We start from the raw sequence: 13,135 nt of genomic DNA, 5'->3' as shown, positions 1-13,135 counted from the left end.
TCAGGCCACTGTGCTCGCCGCCGTCACCGCCACCCGCTACGTCACCCCGCTGCGCGAGGGTGGCTCGCTGCCGGGGCTCATGGAGGCCGACGACCTCGGCACCTACGTGGTCAAGTGGCGCGCGGCCGGCCAGGGCGTGAAGGTGCTGGCCGCCGAGGTCGTCTGCGGGGAGCTGGCCCGCCGGCTGTCGCTGCCGGTGCCCGCGCTGGTCACCGTCGACGTCGCCCCCGAGCTGGCGGTCGGCGAGCCCGACCAGGAGGTGCAGGAGCTGCTGCGCAACTCCGCCGGGGTGAACCTGGGGATGGACTACCTCCCCGGTGCGCTGGACTTCGAGGCCGGCGCCGCGCAGGTCGGCTCCGAGCTGGCCGGCCGGGTGCTGTGGTTCGACGCGCTGATCGGCAACGTCGACCGGTCGTGGCGGAACCCGAACATGCTCTTCTGGCACGGCCGGCTGCACCTCATCGACCACGGTGCCGCGCTGACCTTCCACCACAGCTGGCCCGGCGCCGCCGCCGCGGTGACCCGTGCCTACGACGCGGTGCAGCACGCGCTGATCGAGTGCGAGCCCGACGTCCGGGCCGCCGACGCCGCGCTCGCGCCGCTGGTCACCCGGGCGACGCTGACCGACGTGCTCGCCCAGGTGCCCGACGCCTGGCTGGAGGGCCCGGAGCCGGACGACGCCCCCGCCGACGTCCGTGAGCGCTACGTCACCCAGCTGCTGGACCGGCTCGCCGCCCGCGACTCCTGGCTGCCCGGCGTGGTGGCCGCGGCGGCCGCCGGTGGTGCCGGCCGGCGCACCGCACCCCGCGGGCAGAACCGGCCGACCTGGCTCGGCCCGCCCCCGCCGGAGGGGGTGACCCAGCGATGAGGGCTGTGACGTCCAAGGACACCTTCGAGTACGCCGTGCTCCGGGTGGTGCCGCGGGTCGAGCGCGGGGAGTCGCTGAACGCCGGGGTGCTCGTGTACTGCCGGCAGCGCGACTACCTGGGCTCGCGGGTGCACCTGGACCCCGAGCGGCTGCGCGCGCTGGACCCCACGGCCGACCCGGTCGCGATCACCGCCGCGCTGCAGGCCGCCGCCGACGTGTGCTCGGCCGCCGTCGTCGCGGGTGCCGCCGGGCGGGAGGCGCTGGGGTCGCGGTTCCGCTGGCTCACCGCCCCGCGGAGCACCGTCGTCCAGCCCGGGCCGGTGCACACCGGGCTCACCGCCGACCCCGACGCCGAGGCCGACCGCCTGCTGCGGCTGCTCGTCCTGCCCGTCACCGACTGAGAACCCGCGCGACGCGGGACCCGTCGGCTGGCAGGGTGCGGCGTCGTGACCGTCCTGCTGCGCCCCGAGCGGTTGGGCGACCACGCCGAGCTCCACGCCCTGCACCGCGCGGCCTTCGGCGACCACGGCGACGTGGTGGTCGGCCTGCTCGACGAGCTGCCCCCGGGTCTGTCGCTGGTGACCGAGGACGACGGCCGCGTCGTCGGGCACGTGCGGTTCTCCCCGGCGCTGCTCGACGCACCGCGGCAGCTCGTGCCGGTGCAGACGCTCAGCCCGCTGGCGGTGCTGCCCGAGCGGCAGCGGCAGGGGCTCGGCGCGAGCCTGGTCCGGACCGGCCTCGAGCAGCTCGCCGCGAGCGGGTGCCGGCCGTCTTCCTGGAGGGCGACCCGGCGTACTACGGCCGGCTGGGGTTCGTCGCCGGTGCGGGGCTCGGGTTCCGCCGGCCGTCGCTGCGGATCCCCGAGCCGGCGTTCCAGGCGGTGCTGCTGCCGGCCCACGAGCCGTGGATGACCGGGACCTTCGTGTACCCCGACGTCTTCTGGCGCCACGACGCGGTGGGCCTGCGCTGATCAGGCGCAGAACTCGTTGCCCTCCGGGTCGCGCAGCACCGCCCAGTGCGTGCCCAGCTCGGTCCTGCTCTCCACGTGCGTCGCGCCCAGCGCGGTGAGCCGCTCGACGGCGGCCGCCACCCGCTGCTCCTGCTCGGCCAGCGGCACCCGCTGGCCACCCCCGGCCTGCAGGTCCAGGTGCACCCGGTTCTTCGCGGTCTTGGCCTCCGGCACCCGCTGCAGGAACACCCGGGGCTGGGTCTCGTCGTCGTTGTCCAGCGCGAAGCCGGCGCCCCACTCCTCCTCCGGCACACCCTGGGCCCGCAGCCAGGAGGGCCAGTCGGGGGCACCGTCGGGCGGGGTGGGCAGCCGGTAGCCCCGGTCGGCCAGCGCGCCGGCCCAGAAGCCGGCCAGCCGCTGGGTGTCCTGGGCGTCGATGACGATCTGCACGGGACGCACCCGTCGAGTCTGCCGTCCTGTCGGTGGCCGGGAGTAGACCCCGCGCATGGAGATCTCCGCGGTGGGCGTGCCCGCCACCGACCTGCGCCGGGCCGTCGCCCGGCTGACCGCCCCGGTCAGCGCACCGGCACGCCCGCCAGCAGCGCCAGCAGCTGCCCCCGGTCCGGGCCGGGGGCGCCGGGAGACGGGTGCTCCGCCGCTGTGCGCATCACCCGCTCCGCCAGCCCCGGGCGGCTGAACACCTCGGCCGGCAGCGCCAGGCAGCCGACGATCTCCAGCATCGCGCGGAACAGCTCCAGGTCGTGCGGCGCGGCCTGGCGCAGCGCCGGGCCCAACGCAGCCCGCCCCTGCGGGGGCTCGGGTACCTGGCCGTCGCGGAGCGCCCGCATCTCGGCCAGCCGGGCCCGGTCGACCGCGAGGGTCGCCTGGTACCAGGGCGTCATCGTGCGCTCGACGCCGTCGTCCCACCGCTGCGCGAAGGTCCTCGGGTCGTCGTCCACCCCCTCCCGGAGCTGGTCCCGCAGGCAGGTCGCGTGCAGGAAGCCCATGCTCACGCCGCGGCCGAGCGAGGGGTTGGTGCACGCCCAGGCGTCGGACACGGAGACCAGGCCGGTGACGACCGGTGCGCCGTCGACCACCGCCCGGGTGTACCGGTCGAGCACGCCCGACATCGGCAGCACGCCGGTGATCGGCTCGCCGTCCGTCCAGTGGGCCTGCTGGGGGCAGGCGGCCAGCACGGCAGCCCACACCTCCTCGTGGCGCAGCTCCTTCAGCGGGCGGTCGTGCGAGTCGGCGACGAGGGTGACCGACCAGGTGCCGAGGTCGGCCGGGATGGTCAGCACCGAGAAGGTGCCGACCGCGGTGTGCAACGCGCCCCGCAGCGGTGGCAGGCCGCCGCCGTCCCGGGACCGGAAGAAGCGGGTGTAGTAGCTGAAGCCGGAGTCCGTGGCCTCCTCGTGCGGCGACCGGCCACCGGCCGCGCGCAGCCACGCCGGCACCGGGGAGCGGCGGCCGGTGGCGTCCACCACGAGGTCGGCGTCGACCTGCCGGCCGGTGCTGGTGTGCACCCCCGTCACGTGCGGGACGCCGTCCAGCGCGCGGGTGACCAGGCCGTCGACCTCCACGCCGCGCTCCACCTCGACCCGCGGCTCCTCGGCCGCCGCGCGGGCGACCACCTGCTCCAGGGTCGACCGGCGCGCGGTCACGCTGACGAACCGGTCGTCGTTCGGGCGCCGGTCGAGCACGCCGGCGGTGGGTGGGGCGTTGTCCAGCAGGTCGTAGCGCAGCGCGCCGGCGGCGAGCAGGGCGTCCCGCACGTCGGGCAGCTCGGCGTCGAGCACCCGGGTCGACCTCGCCTGCAGGTAGTGCGCCTGGCCGAACTGGGCCACCCCGGGCCGGTGCCAGCCCTGCCACGCGTCGGTGGGGGAGTCCGGGACCGGTCCGGCGTCCCGTTCCAGGACGCGGACCTCGTGCCCGTCCCGCGCCAGCACCATGGCGGTGGCCAGGCCACACACACCGCCGCCGAGCACCACGATCACAGCCATGCCGTCCTCCGTCCGTGGAGGCGGCGTCGGGGTCAGCTCGCCGGACCACCCGGGGGGAGGGGGCCGAAGAAGCCGATGATCCGGCGCAGCACTCCGTCGCCGTCCAGTTCCCCGAAGTCCGTGCCCTCCAGCGCCACCGAGCCGTCCGGTGCCCGCAGCTGCCAGCCGAACCGCACGTAGCCGTCGTGCTCGTCGACGCCGCTGACCACCTCGAGACGGGCGCCCGGCTGCTCCGCCTGGAACCCGCCGATGTGGTCGGACAACCCGTCGCGCCCGGTCGCCCGGCCGATCGGGTCGCAGTAGACGCCGTCCTCGGCCCAGCACTGGTCGAGCAGCGCCCGGCGGGCCGCCGGGTCGGTCTCCAGCCAGGCCCGGGCGTAGCTGTCGACGGCGGTGCCGGCGGCGGTGGAGGTCACCCGCCGGAAGCTACTCGCGGGCGCGAGGGGCGGCGGTCCACCGGGGACGCCGTGCAGTGGGATCCGCGCGCCGTCACCGAGGGTGGCGATCAGTCCCGGGCGGGGAAGAGGGCGTCGACCCGGCGGGCCAGCTCCAGGTCCAGCTCGGTGAGGCCACCGGCGGAGTGGGTGACCACGGCGAGCCGGACCTTGGTCCAGCGCAGGTCCATGTCCGGGTGGTGGTCCAGCTGCTCGGCGACGTCGGCCACCACGCTGACCGCCTCGACGGCGGCCCGGAAGGAGGGGAGCTCCAGCGTGCGTTCGATCCCGTCGGGGCCGCCGGACCACATCGGCAGCTCGGCGAGCGCGGTGGCGACGTCGTCGGGGGACAGGCGCGGAGGACGCGGCATGCGCTGATCATGCCTGCTGGAACGGCCTCGTCCCAGGGGCCCGCGGCGTGCGAAGCGCGTCGTGGGGTGGGACGAGGTCCTTCATCACAGGTGCAGGCCGCACTCCACCTTGTTCTTGCCCGCCCAGCGACCGGCCCGCGGGTCCTCGCCCGGGGCGACCGGGCGGGTGCACGGCTCGCACCCGATGGAGGCGTAGCCGATCTCCTGCAGCGGGTTGACCGGCACCTGGTGCTCGGCGATGTAGGCGTCCACGTCGTCCTGGGTCCAGGCGGCCAGCGGGTTGACCTTCACCATGCCGCGCTTGGCGTCCCAGTCGACGACGCGCGTGCCGGCCCGGGTCACGGCCTCGTCGCGGCGGACGCCGGAGCCCCAGGCGGTGAAGCCGGCCAGCGCCTGCGCCAGCGGCTGCACCTTGCGCAGCGAGCAGCACAGGTCGGGGTCGCGCTCGTACAGCCGGGGGCCGTGCTCGAGGTCCTGCTCGGCGACGGTGCGCGGCGGCTGGACGTTGTGCAGCGTGATCGGCAGGACGCTGGTGATCCAGTCGCGGGTGCCGACGGTCTCGGCGAAGTGGTAGCCGGTGTCCAGGAAGACCACGTTGACGCCGGGGACGGCGCGGCTGGCCAGGTGGGCGAGCAGCCCGTCGGCCATGCTCGAGGTGATCGCGAAGGAGTCGCCGAAGGTCTCGCCGGCCCAGGTGAGCACCGCGAGGGCCTGCTCGACCGGGTCGGCGATCCCCTCGAAGCGCGCGTCGGCCTCGGCCGCCAGCTCCGGCGTCGCCGTGGTGAGGGCGATCGTCATGGGTGGTGCACCCCCGTTCCGATCAGGCGGACGGCGAAGGCGCGCAGGCAGGCACCGCAGTGCCAGCCGTCCGGGTCCTCGCCGTGCGGCGTGAGGTCCTCCTCGCCGCAGTACGGGCAGTGGAACACCGGCAGCTGGCGGGTCCTTCCGGACGTGCGCTGGGTCACACCACCCGGCTCCGGGTCGGTCACAGCAGCCACTCCTCCTCGGCGCGGGCCACGTAGGAGGCGAACCGCTCGCCCTCGGTGCGCCGGTCGAGGTAGCCGCGGAGCACCCGCTCGCAGTAGTCCGCCGTCTCCTCCTTGGTGATCTTGTGGCCGCGGAACTTGCGGCCGAAGGAGGCCTCGACGCCGAGGTGGCCGCCCAGGTGCACCTGGAAGCCCTCCACGCTCTCGCCGGCGGCGTTGCGGACGATCATGCCCTTGAAGCCGATGTCAGCGGTCTGGAACCGGGCGCAGCTGTTCGGGCAGCCGTTGACGTTGATGCCGATCGGCTCGTCGAAGCCGGGCAGCCGGCGCTCGAGCTCGGCGTACAGCTCCTGGGCGTGCGCCTTGGTCTCGACGATCGCCAGCTTGCAGAACTCCAGCCCGGTGCAGGCCATGGTGCCGCGGCGGAAGGCGCTGGGCCGCACCAGCAGGTCGTGCTCGGCCAGCGCCGCGACCAGCTCCTCGACCCGCTCGTCGGGGACGTCGAGGATGACCAGCTTCTGCTGCGTCGTCGTCCGGATCCGCCCGCCCTGCCCGCCGAACTCCTCGGCCAGGTCGGCGATCCGGGTGAGCAGGGTGCCGCTGAGCCGGCCGGTGCGCAGCGCGAAGCCCAGCGCGTTGGCGCCGTCCTTCTGCTTGCTGACGCCGACGTGGTCCCGCTCCTCGTGCTTCGGCGGCGCGGCGGCGGGGCCGTCGGGCAGCTTGGCGTGCAGGTACTCGTCCTCCAGCACCTGGCGGAACTTCTCCGGGCCCCAGTCGGCCATCAGGAACTTGATCCGGGCGTGGTTCCGCGACCGGCGGTAGCCGTAGTCGCGGAAGATCGACGTGCAGGCCGCCCACACGTCGGAGACCTGCTCGGGCCGGACGAAGACCCCGATCCGCTTGGCGAACATCGGGTTGGTCGACAGACCGCCGCCGACCCACAGGTCGTAGCCCACCTCGCCGTCCGCGTTGACCACGCCGTTGAACGACACGTCGTCGATCTCCGGCTCGGTGCAGCGGTCGACGCAGCCGGACATCGACGTCTTCCACTTGCGCGGCAGGTTGCTGAACTCGCGGTCGCCCAGGTACTTCTCCACCGTCTCGGCCAGGACGGCGGAGGCGTCGACGATCTCGTCCTCCAGGACCCCGGCCAGCGGGCAGTTCAGCATGACGCGCGGGACGTCGCCGCACGCCTCGGTGCTGGACAGGCCCACCTGCTCCAGCCGGCGCCAGATCTCCGGCACGTCCTCGATCCGGATCCAGTGCAGCTGCACGTTCTGCCGGTCGGTCACGTCGGCGACGTCCCGGCCGAACTCGGTGCTGATGCCACCGATGACCCGCAGCTGCTCGGTGCTCAGCTGCCCGCCGTCGATGCGCACCCGCAGCATGAAGTAGGAGTCCTCGAGCTCCTCGGGCTCCAGCACGGCGGTCTTGCCGCCGGGGATGCCCTGCGCCCGCTGGGTGTAGAGGCCCATCCACCGCATCCGCCCGCGCAGGTCGCCCGGGTCGATGCCGTCGAAGCCGGTGTGCGCGTAGATGTCCAGGATCCGCTGCCGCACGTCGAGCCCGTCGGAGTCCTTCTTCATCCGCTCGTTCGGGTTCAGCGGCTCGCGGTAGCCGAGTGCCCACTGGCCCTGGCCCCGCTGGGGCCGGCTGCTGCTGCGGGTGGGGGTCGACACGTCAGTGGTTCTCCATCTGCGCCGGCACGGGAGGCGTGCGCGACGCGGCCGGGGCTGGGTGCAGCGCTGCGTGGCTGCGAGGGGAGCGGGGGCCGGGGGTCAGCGCTGAGCGCGACACGCGGCGCTGGAGACCCGCGCCAGGTCGACGTGCAGGCGCGCCACGAGGAGAGCGCCGCAGTCCGTCACTCCCCGATCGTCCCACACCGCGTCCGGATGCGAGCCGCTCAGTCGGTGTCGACGCTGCTGAAGGAACGCCAGGCGCTCTCCAGCTCGATCATCTCCGCGACCTGCGGGGGCATCGTCCCGGCCACGACGTCGGCGAGCGTGACGTTCTCCAGCACCCGGCGGTAGGCCTCGCGGGCGGCGACCCAGACCTGCGCGAGCGGTGCCGCGGCGCCGGGGTACTCGACGTCCTCGGGCCGCTGCCCGTGCACCTCGGCGAGGAAGCCCTGCTCGACCCGCATGACCCGGGCGATCGACACCTCTGACGGCGGCAGGGCCAGCCGGTAGCCGCCCTCGCGGCCGCGCTGGCTGGTGACCAGCCGGGCGTGCTGCAGGTCGCCGAGGATGGCCTGCAGGAAGCGGGCCGGGATCCCCTGCGCCTGCGCGATCTTGTCGGAGGTCAACGAGTCGGGGGCGACGGCGGCCAGCTCGACGGCCGCCCGCACTGCGTAGTCGACCCGGGCTGAGATGCGCACGGAGGCCATCCTGCCGTGTCTGCGAAGCTGAACCGCGTGATCCAGCTGCGCTTCACCACGTTGGTGGAGGCTCCGCTCACCGTCGCCTTCGACGTCGCGCGCTCGCTGGGCCGCCCCTGGCCGCAGCCGCTGCGCGAGGTGGAGTCCGAGCGGCCGTACCGCGACGTCTACCAGGCAGCACCCCGCAGCGGCCGGCCGACGCTGACCCACACCCGCCACTTCACCGCCACCAGCGCCGGCACCCGCGTCGACGAGCAGGTCTCGTGGGAGCCCCGGCTGCCCGGCGTGCTGGGTGTTCTGCTCGACCGGGCGGTGCTGCGCGGCCGCGTCGTCCGGGCGATGCAGGCCCACCTCGACGCCTACTCCGCGGCCGCCGCCCGCCGGGCGCTGGAGGTCGTCCAGGTGGTGGGGGCAGCGCTGGTCGACGACCGGGCCCGGGTGCTGGTGGCCCAGCGCGGCTCGGGGTCGCTCGCCGGGCTGTGGGAGTTCCCCGGCGGCAAGGTCGAGCCGGGGGAGGCCGACCTGTCGGCGCTGGTGCGCGAGTGCGCCGAGGAGCTCGGCGTCCAGGTGCGGCCCGAGTCGTTCCTGGGCGAGGTGCCGCTGGACGGCGTCGTGGCCGGCGGCACCCCCGGGGCCTCGACGATGCGGCTGTGGTGGGGGCGGATCACCGGCGGCGAGCTGGTCGCCCACGAGCACACCGAGCTGCGCTGGCTGCGCGCCGACGAGCTCGAGGACCTGGACTGGATCGCGGCCGACCGCCCTCTCCTCCCCGCCGTCCGCGCCCTCCTCACCCACCTCTGACCCTCCTCTCCAGCTCCCACGCGCGGTTTCGCGCGATCAAGTACGGCCTGTGGACGACGGGCGCGCGGTCGGGGCCGTCTGCGCCACGCTGCGGCCGTGACGCCGTCCCGCCAGTTCCTCGGAGGCCTCTTCATCGGCTCCCACGCCGTGGCCGAGGGGCTGCTGACCAAACGGCAACTCGAGTCAGGCGGCTACCGGCGCGTGCTGCGGAACGTCTACGCCGACCCCGGACGCCGCCACGACCACGAGCTCAAAGCCCGGGCTGCTGCACTGCTGATGCCGGCTGACGCCGCGCTGGGCGGGCGTTCGGCGGCTGCCTGGTTCGGTGCGCCCTTCAGCTTGGCCGCCGAGCCGGTGGTGGTCGTCGTCCCGCATCGATGCCGGTGGCAGGGGCCCAGCGGCGTGCAGGTGCACCGGACCGATCTCCGACCGGACGAGGCGTGGACGACCGAGGACGGGCTGCGCGTCACGACAGCCGCACGCACGGCGTGGGACATCGCCACGCTCGAACCCACCGCAGCGGCGGTGGCCCTGCTCGACGGCATGGTCCGAGACGGGCGGGAGCGGCAGCACGGTCTAACCGAAGCGGTGCTGGCGTCGGAATTCCTCCGACGTCGCGGCCGGTGGGGGAGCCGGCGGGCGGGGTCGTTGGTACCGCTCGTGGACGGCCGGGCGATGAGCCCGCCCGAGTCACGCGTGCGGGTCGCCTGTCACCTGGCCGGCCTGCCGCACCCCGTCCCGCAGTACGCCGTCCACGACGACGGCCGTTTCCTCGGCCAGGTGGACCTCGCGTGGCCCGAGGCGAAGTTGGTCGTCGAGTACGAAGGTGCGCACCACTTCGAGGGGCTGCAGATCGTCAGGGACGACGAGCGCTACGCCCGGCTGACGACAGCCGGCTGGCGGGTCATCCGGCTGGGTTCGGCTGACCTCCGGGACCTGGACGCCGTGGTCGTCCGCATTCGGGAGGCCCTCGTCGATGCCGGTGTCCTCGACTGAGCCGCCGTACTTGTTCGCGCGAAACCGCGCGTACTCGTTCGCGCGAAAGTGCGGCATGTGAGGGTCAGCCGGCGGCGTTGCCGGTGATGTTCCAGCTCGCCAGCCGCAGCGCCGGGACGGCGAAGCGGTTGGTGCCCGCGTAGCCCATGGTCAGCCGCGCCGGCTGCGGGTCGACGACCGAGCCGACGGTCACCGACCCCGGTGCCAGCGCCTCCAGGTAGGACTGGGTGAAGCGCAGCGTGCTCACCGGCGCGACCACCTGCCCGTCCTCGACCAGCCACACGCCGTTGCGGGTCAGCCCGGTCCACACCGAGCGCTTGGGGTCGACGACGCGGGTGTACCAGAGGTCGCTCACCAGCAGGCCGCGGTCCAGGCCGGCCACCAGCTCCTCGACCGTGCCGCCGGACCCGGGCGCCAGGGCGGGGTCGCCGGCGATCGGGCCCCACGTCGCCGAGACGTCGGAGGCGTGCCCGGTCGACGGGCTGCCCAGCGCGGCGGCCACCCGCCGGTCGGTGGTCAGCCCGACCGGCACCCCGTCGCGCACCAGCTCGGTGCGGCGGCCCGGCGTGCCCTCGCTGTCGAACGGCAGCCCGGTGGCGTCCGGGCCCACCGGGTCGTCGACGAGGGTGACGGCGGGGTCGAACTGCTGCTCGCCCAGCCGGATCCCGGAGGTGCCGTCGACGACCGCCTTGCCGTTGAACTGGCCCGACGCCAGCCCGGCGACCAGGTCGCTGACCGCGGCCGGTTCGAGCACCACGGGGTACCCGCCCGGCGCGACCGGTGCGGCGTCCACGCCGGCCCGGGCCTTCGCCGCCGCGCGGGCGCCGAGGGCCCCGCAGTCCAGGTCGGCGAAGCGGCGGGACGCCGACCGGGCCACCCCGTCGGCGCCGGAGAGCCGGGCGATGCCGTCGCACGCGGCGGAGGTGGCCGCGCCCCGGACGTGCTGCCCGGCGGTGTCGGCCAGGACGGCGGTGATCGACGAGGTCTGCACGTAGCCGGCGGTGCTCAGCCCGCCGGCGGCCTCGACGAACGCCGCGACGGCGGCGGCCCGCTCGGCGGGGGTGGCCTCCGCGGTCGGCGGGTCGGGGTTGCCGGCGGTCAGCAGCGGCGCGGGGGTGCCCAGCCCGGGCCAGGAGGGGTCGCGGGGGAGCAGCCGGGCCGCGGCCAGCGTCGCGGCCACCAGGTCCGGGACCGAGTCGCCGCGGGTGGTCGAGGCGCTCGCCGTCCGGCCGCCGTCCACGGTCAGCTGCAGGTGCACCGTCGCCCGCTCGTCGGCCACGTTCTGGTGCACGGCGGAGGCGGCGAACCGGGTGAGCGCGAGCGCGGTGGACTCCGCGCGCACCGTGGCCGCGGCGTCCGCACCGGCCTGCCGGCGCACCTGGTCGAGCACCGCCGACACGAGGGAGTCGAGGGCGTCGCTCATCCCCGCACCCCCACCCGGACGCCGGAGAACCGGGCCGGCGCGGTGCCGTGGCCGGTGTGCCCCACCTGCCCGGGCTGGCCCTTGCCGCAGTTCGGTGTGCCCCACGCCCGCCACTCGCCGGGGTCCCGGCCGGCGAGCATGTCCAGCGACGACCAGAACCGCGGGCCGATGCCGGTGTAGGAGGGGTTGCGCAGCATCCGGCCGCGGCGCCCGTTCTTGACCTCCCAGCCGATCTCGCAGCCGAACTGGAAGTTCAGCCGCCGGTCGTCGATGGACCAGGAGCGGTTGTGCTCCATCAGCACCCCGTCGTCGGTGGCGGCGATCATCTCCTCCAGGGTGTGCGGCCCGGGCTCGAGCCCGACGTTGGTCATCCGCACCATGGGCAGCCGGGCGAACCCGTCGGCCCGCACGGAGCCCGCGTAGTCGAGCCCGGCGACGGCGGCGGAGTCGCGGCCGGCCAGCACGCCGACCCAGATGCCCTCGCGCACCGCGTCGCGGGCGACCGCCGGGGAGCCCTCGTCGTCGTAGCCGAACGAGCCGAGCGCGCCGGGGATGGTCGGGTCGATGGTGATGTTCATCAGCTCGGAGCCGAAGCGCAGCGACCCGAGCTGGTCCAGGTCCAGCCACGAGGTGCCGGCGAAGGCGGCCTCCCAGCCGAGGATCCGGTCCAGCTCGATGGCGTGCCCGACCGACTCGTGGACCTGCAGCGACATCTGCTCCCCGCCGAGCAGCAGGGTCGTCTCCTCCGACGGGCAGGCCGGGGCGGTCAGCAGCGCCTGGGCCTCGGCGGCGATCCGCTCGGCGTGCCCGGGCAGGTCCAGCGACCGGACCAGCTCCCAGCCCCGGGTGCCGAACTGGCCGCGGAAGGCGGGGTAGGAGCGGCGCTGGGTCTCGCCGTCCCCCACGGTGAGGCAGTGCATGCCCGCGCCGCACTCGACGACGTGCTGCCCGATCCGGGCACCCTCGCTGGAGACGAACGCGGTGCGGGTGTCCCAGGCCTGCGACGAGGCCTCGGCGACGGCGACCCCGGCGGCCCGCATCGTGGCGGTGACGCCGGTGAGCAGGTCGCCCTTCTCCGCCAGCGGGACGGCGAACGGGTCCTCGAGGCACTCGCTGGACCAGCCGCCCTGCACCGCGGGGACGGCGACCAGGTCGACCGGCGGGCCGGGGACGGCGGTGGACGCCCGGGCGATCGCGGTGGCCCGGGCACCGGTGCGGCGGGCCTCGGCGTCGCCGGCCGGGTCCCCGAGGGCGGCGAAGCCCCAGGACGAGCCGACCAGCGCGCGCACGCCCAGCCCGGCGGCGGTGGTCTGGCTCAGCGCCCGGACGTCGCCGTCGCGCGCGGTCATCGACTCGTACCGCCGGTCGACCAGCCGGGCGTCGGCGTAGCGGGCGCCGGCGGCGAGGGCCGCCTCGACCGCGGTGGCCGCGGCGTCGAAGGCTGTGCTGCCCACGGTGGTGGGCGCATCAGCCACGGGGAGTGCCCCAGTCATTAGCCATGCTCAGCATCCTGCGCCTCGCGGGAGGTGGTCACAAGAGGCCGGACGCACGAGAGCGCCGCCCCCGGCAGGCGGGGGCGGCGCTCTCGACCGCGGTGCTCACGCACCGCGCGGTGTCACTTGAAGATGTCCTTGACCTTCTCGCCGGCCTGCTTGGCGTTCCCGGCGGCCTGGTCCTTGTGGCCCTCGGCCTGCAGGTCCTTGTCGTCGGTGGCCTTGCCTGCGGCCTCCTTGCCCTGTCCGGCGAGTTCCTGGGCCTTGTTCTGGAGCTTGTCCATACCGCTCATGTGGGCCTCCTCGGTCCGTCGTCTTCGGGGGAGGGGTACCCGGGGTGGGGCAGGGCACACCCATCCGGGCGCCGGGTTCTCGCGGCCCGGTCAACTGTTCCCGCCTACCCGTCGGTACACCGGAAATGTTGCCGTCAAGGC

The 13,135-nt window shown here is 74.9% G+C and carries 16 protein-coding genes and 1 pseudogene; 6 read left to right on the top strand and 11 right to left on the bottom strand.

The annotated features are described in order from the left end of the window. Positions 1-10 precede the first annotated feature (10 nt). The 4 genes and pseudogenes from FHX36_RS10875 to FHX36_RS22895 all read left to right on the top strand — a co-directional run bounded on the left by FHX36_RS10875 (position 11) and on the right by FHX36_RS22895 (position 1,838). The gene (locus tag FHX36_RS10875; RefSeq protein ID WP_110551024.1) at positions 11-868 is read left to right on the top strand and encodes a HipA family kinase; all 858 of its coding nucleotides are present in this window, start codon (positions 11-13) and stop codon (positions 866-868) included. Continuing rightward, positions 865-1,269 carry a DUF3037 domain-containing protein gene (locus FHX36_RS10870; RefSeq protein ID WP_181428653.1) on the top strand — a complete coding sequence of 135 codons (405 nt, stop codon included), beginning with the start codon at positions 865-867 and terminating at the stop codon, positions 1,267-1,269. Before FHX36_RS10875 ends, FHX36_RS10870 begins: the two co-directional genes overlap by 4 nt. A 45-nt stretch (positions 1,270-1,314) precedes the next feature. Beyond that, a pseudogene (locus tag FHX36_RS24160) lies at positions 1,315-1,578 on the top strand (GNAT family N-acetyltransferase); the annotation flags it as partial. Positions 1,579-1,628: 50 nt separating this feature from the next. Next, complete coding sequence (locus FHX36_RS22895) at positions 1,629-1,838, top strand: hypothetical protein (protein WP_246405456.1); 210 nt, start codon at positions 1,629-1,631, stop codon at positions 1,836-1,838. Here FHX36_RS22895 and FHX36_RS10860 read toward each other — a convergent pair whose 3' ends face one another. From FHX36_RS10860 to FHX36_RS10825, 8 genes are all read right to left on the bottom strand, one after another. Beyond that, positions 1,839-2,276 carry a VOC family protein gene (locus tag FHX36_RS10860; protein WP_220035824.1) on the bottom strand — a complete coding sequence of 146 codons (438 nt, stop codon included), beginning with the start codon at positions 2,274-2,276 and terminating at the stop codon, positions 1,839-1,841. It abuts the gene before it with no gap. 116 nt (positions 2,277-2,392) lie between these two features. Further along, positions 2,393-3,820: an FAD-dependent oxidoreductase gene (locus tag FHX36_RS10855; protein ID WP_110551027.1), complete on the bottom strand. Its 1,428-nt coding sequence runs from the start codon at positions 3,818-3,820 to the stop codon at positions 2,393-2,395. A 32-nt stretch (positions 3,821-3,852) separates the two neighbouring features. Continuing rightward, positions 3,853-4,236: a nuclear transport factor 2 family protein gene (locus tag FHX36_RS10850; protein ID WP_110551028.1), complete on the bottom strand. Its 384-nt coding sequence runs from the start codon at positions 4,234-4,236 to the stop codon at positions 3,853-3,855. An 89-nt stretch (positions 4,237-4,325) separates the two neighbouring features. Continuing rightward, positions 4,326-4,625 carry a 4a-hydroxytetrahydrobiopterin dehydratase gene (locus tag FHX36_RS10845; RefSeq protein WP_110551029.1) on the bottom strand — a complete coding sequence of 100 codons (300 nt, stop codon included), beginning with the start codon at positions 4,623-4,625 and terminating at the stop codon, positions 4,326-4,328. Positions 4,626-4,709: 84 nt separating this feature from the next. Beyond that, positions 4,710-5,423: a phosphoadenylyl-sulfate reductase gene (locus FHX36_RS10840; protein ID WP_110551030.1), complete on the bottom strand. Its 714-nt coding sequence runs from the start codon at positions 5,421-5,423 to the stop codon at positions 4,710-4,712. Next, positions 5,420-5,614 (bottom strand): hypothetical protein, encoded by a 195-nt coding sequence (locus tag FHX36_RS10835; protein WP_220035825.1) that lies wholly within the window; start codon positions 5,612-5,614, stop codon positions 5,420-5,422. Before FHX36_RS10835 ends, FHX36_RS10840 begins: the two co-directional genes overlap by 4 nt. Next, positions 5,611-7,290, bottom strand: coding sequence for a nitrite/sulfite reductase (locus tag FHX36_RS10830; protein ID WP_110551031.1), 1,680 nt, complete (start codon positions 7,288-7,290; stop codon positions 5,611-5,613). Before FHX36_RS10830 ends, FHX36_RS10835 begins: the two co-directional genes overlap by 4 nt. 224 nt (positions 7,291-7,514) lie before the next feature. Further along, positions 7,515-7,997: an RrF2 family transcriptional regulator gene (locus FHX36_RS10825; RefSeq protein ID WP_221202855.1), complete on the bottom strand. Its 483-nt coding sequence runs from the start codon at positions 7,995-7,997 to the stop codon at positions 7,515-7,517. A gap of 27 nt (positions 7,998-8,024) precedes the next feature. On the opposite strand from FHX36_RS10825, the gene FHX36_RS10820 reads away from it, so the two are divergent. Then, positions 8,025-8,789, top strand: a complete 765-nt coding sequence (locus tag FHX36_RS10820) for a (deoxy)nucleoside triphosphate pyrophosphohydrolase (protein WP_110551050.1) — start codon at positions 8,025-8,027, stop codon at positions 8,787-8,789. Positions 8,790-8,885: 96 nt separating this feature from the next. Then, positions 8,886-9,785: an endonuclease domain-containing protein gene (locus FHX36_RS23930; protein ID WP_110551032.1), complete on the top strand. Its 900-nt coding sequence runs from the start codon at positions 8,886-8,888 to the stop codon at positions 9,783-9,785. A 64-nt stretch (positions 9,786-9,849) separates the two neighbouring features. Here FHX36_RS23930 and FHX36_RS10810 read toward each other — a convergent pair whose 3' ends face one another. The 3 genes from FHX36_RS10810 to FHX36_RS10800 form a co-directional block, all read right to left on the bottom strand. After that, on the bottom strand, positions 9,850-11,208 hold the full coding sequence (locus tag FHX36_RS10810; protein ID WP_110551033.1) for a TldD/PmbA family protein: 1,359 nt from the start codon (positions 11,206-11,208) through the stop codon (positions 9,850-9,852). Next, a complete protein-coding gene (locus tag FHX36_RS10805) occupies positions 11,205-12,662 on the bottom strand; it encodes a TldD/PmbA family protein (RefSeq protein WP_343056594.1) in 1,458 nt (485 codons plus the stop codon). Before FHX36_RS10805 ends, FHX36_RS10810 begins: the two co-directional genes overlap by 4 nt. Positions 12,663-12,823: 161 nt before the next feature. Further along, positions 12,824-12,994: a CsbD family protein gene (locus tag FHX36_RS10800; protein WP_110551035.1), complete on the bottom strand. Its 171-nt coding sequence runs from the start codon at positions 12,992-12,994 to the stop codon at positions 12,824-12,826. Between the last annotated feature and the right edge of the window lie 141 nt (positions 12,995-13,135).

Source organism: Modestobacter versicolor (assembly GCF_014195485.1).
Lineage (GTDB): Bacteria > Actinomycetota > Actinomycetes > Mycobacteriales > Geodermatophilaceae > Modestobacter > Modestobacter versicolor.
Note: the sequence above shows the minus strand (reverse complement) of the source record. Positions and strands in the feature narration are given on the sequence as shown.